Consider the following 4,513-nt stretch of genomic DNA (forward strand, 5'->3'; position numbering starts at 1 on the left):
AGCGCGGCACCCAGGGGCGATCGCGCCTCCGCGCCGGACGCGCACGCGCTGGTGGGGGCGTGCGCACCGCCTCGCGCACCGAGATCCATGCTCACCGCGGCCGCCGGGCCGTTCGGCATGAGCATCGTGACGGTGAACGGCGACACGCGGTCGGGACCGAGCTCCTGACACCGGTCGTACTGCTCGACCAGCGTGCCACCGCCGCCCAGTCCGGTGCCGAACACCACCGCCAGGCGTTCCGGCTCCACCTCCGGCGCTCCGGCGTCCGCCCACGCCTGCCGAGCCGCCACGACGGCGAGCTGCTGGCAGCGGTCCATCCGGCGACGTGCCACGCGGTCGAGCAACGTCCCGGGATCCTCGCGCACCGGCGCGCCGAGCCGCACGGGCAGATCGGCCGCCCACGGCTCGTCGAGCAGGCGCACGCCGGAGGTGCCGGCCAGCAGTCCGTCCCAAGTGGACGGTACGTCGCCACCCTGGGGAGTCGTCATGCCCAGACCGGTGACGACGATCTCCTCCTCTCCTCCCGGCAACGGAGGCAGGGACGGGTGCAGCATGGAGAAGTTGAGGAACGTGCGTTCATGAGCCATACATCGAGGAGAACACCATCGTGCCCGCGGCGGCAGCGGTCGCGAGACGGATCCGCGCCTCCGTCGCGCGACCGATTACGGCGCCGCCTGATCTCCGTAACGTCCGCACCGCAAGGAAAATCGCCCTCGGACGGGAGTTGATGCGCGGTGTCAGCGGAAACGGTGGTGGACGTGGCGAACCTGGCGGAACTGTGTCGCAGACACGCCGCGTACAGAGGCGAGGAACGCGCGTTCGTGTTCCTGGAGAGCGGTGTCGTGGAATCGGCCTCGCTCACCTACGGGGAGCTGGACCGCCGGGCACGCGCGATCGCCGTACGGCTGCGATCGCTCGCGACGCCGGGATCGCGCGCACTGCTGTGCCATCCACCGGGACTCGACTTCGTGGCGGCCTTCATGGGTTGCCTGTACGCCGGAATCATCGCCGTACCGGCCCCTCCGGTGCGCCGTGCGTCAGGCGACGCCCGGCACACCCGGTTGCTCGCCATCGCCGAGGACTGCGATCCGGAGCTCCTTCTGTCCACATCGGACATGCTGCCCGGGGTACAGGCGATTCTGCGCGACCGGCGGATCGTTCCGGTCGCCACGGACTCCGTCACGGACGGCGAGTCCGAGTGGTGCGAGCCGGATGAGCAGAACGAGATCGCCTACCTGCAGTACACCTCCGGCACCACCGGCAGGCCCAAGGGCGTGGTGCTGACCCACGCGGGAGTGCTGCACAACCTCCAGCTCATCGTCCGGGGTGGCTCACGACCGGACGAGGACTACGGACGGCTCGCACCGACGGTGTCCTGGCTGCCGGTGTTCCACGACATGGGTCTCATCGGCGGTGTGCTGCAACCGCTCTTCCTCGGCCAGCTGTCCGTGCTGATGTCCGCGCAGTCCTTCGCACGGGTGCCCGCCAACTGGTTGCGGGCGATCTCCCGCTACGGCGCGGAGATCGCCGCCTCGCCCAGCCTCGGGTACGAGCTGTGCCTGCGCCGGGTGACCGACGACCAGCGGGACGGCCTCGACCTGAGCCGCTGGCGCATCGCCGCGATCAGCGACGAGCCGCTGCGCGCGTCGACGATCGACCGGTTCGCGGCGCGGTTCGCCAAGTGCGGGTTCCGCCGCGAGGCGTTCTTCCCCAGCTACGGCATGGCGGAGTCGACCGTGCTGATCAGCGGCGGTCCGCTGGAAGGACAACCGGTCGTGCGCCCGTTCGACTCGGCCGCGCTGGAGCGGGGGAGGGTCGAGCGGGCGTCGAGCGGCGCCGGCGCGCGGAGCCTGGTCGGCTGCGGCGAACCGGACCCGTCGCTGGACGTGGTCATCGTGGATCCGGAGACCTGCGCGCCGCTCGGACCAGGCGAGGTCGGCGAGATCCTCGTGTCCGGCCCCAGCATCGGCGCCGGGTACTGGAACGACCCCGCAGGCACCGAACGCACTTTCCGCGCACCGGTGGGAGATCACCGTTTCCTGCGCACCGGGAACCTGGGATTCCTGTTCGAGGGCCAGCTCTTCGTCACCTGCCGGATCCCGGACCTGCTCGAGGTCGACGGCCGCCAGCTCTACCCGTACGACATCGAGGCGACCGTGGTGGGAAGCCATGCCGCGGTGCGGACGGCGTGCGCGGTGATGGACGGCACGGACGTCGTGGTGTTCGCCGAAGTCGAGCACCGCCACCGCACCACGTCCCCCGACGAGATCAGGTACGCCGTCTCCGCGGCGGTGCACGCGGAGAACGGAGTGGTGCTCAGCCGGGTCGCGCTGCTGTCGCCCGGCACGTTGCCGCTCACCACGAGCGGCAAACTCCGCCGTTCCGCCTGCCGCGCGCTCATGTTGGGAGACAAGTGATGCACATCCGCAACGGAGTGCGGCTGCCGAAGGGCGTCGCGGGCGGCAGGAGCAAGTTCACCACGCTGGTCGACCTGTGCCAGGCCCGTACCGCCGCCGAGCCCGACATGCGCGCGTACTCCTTCTACGCAGACGGACGAACGGAGTGGGACGCGCTGACGCTGGCCGACCTCGACCGCCGGGCACGGGCGTTGGCGGTCCAGCTCACCGAGCTCGCGCCCAGCGGCACCCGCGCGCTGCTGTGCTTCGAGCCCGGTCTGGACTTCCACATCGCGTTCCTCGGCTGCCTGTACGCCGGGCTGATCGCGGTGCCGGTCGCGCCGCTCGACGGCACCCGCACGAGTCTGAAGGTGGGCCGGATCGAGTCGATCGTCGCGAGCTGCGGGCCAGAGCTGCTGCTCTCCACCGGTCTCACGTTCGCAAAGTGCCTCGCGGTGGTCGAGGAGTCCCCGGCACTCGCCGGCCTGGTGCGGGTCGCGATCGACGAGACGGAGCCGGTGCTCGCCGAGCGGTGGACGCCGCCCGGCATCGGCATCAACACGCCGGCCTACCTGCAGTACTCCTCCGGATCGACCGGTGAGCCCAAAGGTGTGACGCTCACCCACGGCAACGTCCTGCACAACCTCGAACTGATCCACCAGAACCTGTACCGCGCGTCCGACGACGAAGGGCTGCCCCGCCCGCCGAGCGTGTCGTGGCTGCCGTCGCACTACAACATGGGCCTGATCGGCGGCGTGCTCGATCCGCTCTACGCAGGCCGGTCCGCGGTCCTGTTCCCGGCCGGGGTGTTCGTCCGCAGCCCGATCAGCTGGCTGCGCTTGATCTCGCAGCTCGGCAGGGTGGACAGCTGCGCGCCCAACTTCGCGTTCGACCTGTGCGTGCGGCGCATCTCCGAGGTCCAGATGGCGAGCCTCGACCTGAGCGGCTGGGAGATGGCGCTCATCGGCGGCGAGCCGGTCAGGGCCGAGACGCTCGACCGGTTCTGCGAGGTGTTCGCCCCCACGGGCCTGCGCAGGGGCACGCTCGTGCCGGGATACGGCCTCGCGGAGTCCACGGTGATGGTCACCAGCGCCGTGGTCGGCGAGGGACCGGTGGTGTTGCGCTGCGACGCCGACGCCCTGACCAGGGGACGGGCCCGGCCGGTCGACCCGCCGGGAGGCAGGCGGCTGGTGAGCTGCGGTCCCGTCTCGCCGTCGATCACGCTGGTGGTCGCCGATCCGGACACCCTGCAGGAGTGCGCGGAAGGCGAGGCAGGGGAGATCTTCGTGCAGAGCCCGAGCGTCGGCACCGGCTACTGGAACCGGCCGGACGAGGTGTTCCACGCAGAGCTTCCCGGCAGACGCGGCACGTTCCTGCGCACCGGCGACACCGGCTTCCGCTGGGACGGCGAACTGTTCGTCACCGGCCGCGCCAAAGAGGTGATCATCATCGCCGGCGCGAACCACCACCCGCACGACCTGGAAGCCACTGCGGAAACCGCGCATCCCGCCGTGCTCGCGTGCTGCGTGCTCGGCGTCGACGACGGGCAACGCGAACAGGTCGTCGTGCTGGTGGAGATGCTCGGCGTGGCCGACGCGGAAGAGGTCGCGATCGCGGTGCGGCGGACCGTCCACACCGGACACGGCGTGCGGGTCGACGACGTCGCGGTGGTTCCGCCGGGGTCGTTGCCGCGCAGTTCCAGCGGCAAACTGCTGCGCGCCGGATGCCGGGACGCTTACACGGCGGGTGCGCTCGGCTCGGCGGGCCTCGGATCCGGAAGTGGGCGTTGACTTCACCCAGGTAGCTGCAGGCGTCCGGTGATCACGAAAGAGGCGGGCCCGTGCAAGCGGTGACGCTCAAAGCACGCCATGATCGCGCGCATACAGCGCGGCCTGGGTGCGGTCACGCAGGCCGAGGCGGCTCAGGATGCGGGAGATGTGGTTCTTCACCGTGCCCTCGCTCAGGAACAGGCGCGCGGCGATCTCCCGGTTCGTGGCGCCGGACGCGATCAGCCGCAGCACCTCGGTCTCGCGGTCCGTGACGCGCCCGGTGGACCGCGGGGTCAGGGCCGCCGCCACCGTGCCTGGCCGCTGCGTCCGTCCAGTTGGGTCACGCCC

The 4,513-nt window shown here is 70.9% G+C and carries 4 protein-coding genes; 2 read left to right on the forward strand and 2 right to left on the reverse strand.

All coding sequences use genetic code 11. The features are described from left to right. A partial coding sequence (locus FXN61_RS47525) for a beta-ketoacyl synthase N-terminal-like domain-containing protein (RefSeq protein WP_281360884.1) occupies positions 1–554 on the reverse strand: 554 nt, incomplete at its 3' end. Positions 555–734: 180 nt separating this feature from the next. Here FXN61_RS47525 and FXN61_RS47530 point away from each other — a divergent pair. Together FXN61_RS47530 and FXN61_RS47535 are read left to right on the forward strand one after the other, a co-directional pair. Beyond that, entirely contained in the window at positions 735–2,417 is a 1,683-nt protein-coding gene (locus tag FXN61_RS47530; protein WP_167980352.1) for a fatty acyl-AMP ligase, read from the forward strand. Then, positions 2,417–4,186: a fatty acyl-AMP ligase gene (locus tag FXN61_RS47535; protein WP_167980353.1), complete on the forward strand. Its 1,770-nt coding sequence runs from the start codon at positions 2,417–2,419 to the stop codon at positions 4,184–4,186. The genes FXN61_RS47530 and FXN61_RS47535 overlap by 1 nt, the downstream gene beginning before the upstream one ends. Before the next feature lie 66 nt (positions 4,187–4,252). Here the strand turns inward: FXN61_RS47535 and FXN61_RS47540 are convergent. After that, on the reverse strand, positions 4,253–4,513 hold a 261-nt coding region (locus tag FXN61_RS47540; RefSeq protein ID WP_167980354.1), incomplete at its 5' end, for a response regulator transcription factor.

Origin of the sequence: Lentzea indica, from assembly GCF_012184385.1 — a bacterium.
Lineage (GTDB): Bacteria > Actinomycetota > Actinomycetes > Mycobacteriales > Pseudonocardiaceae > Lentzea > Lentzea indica.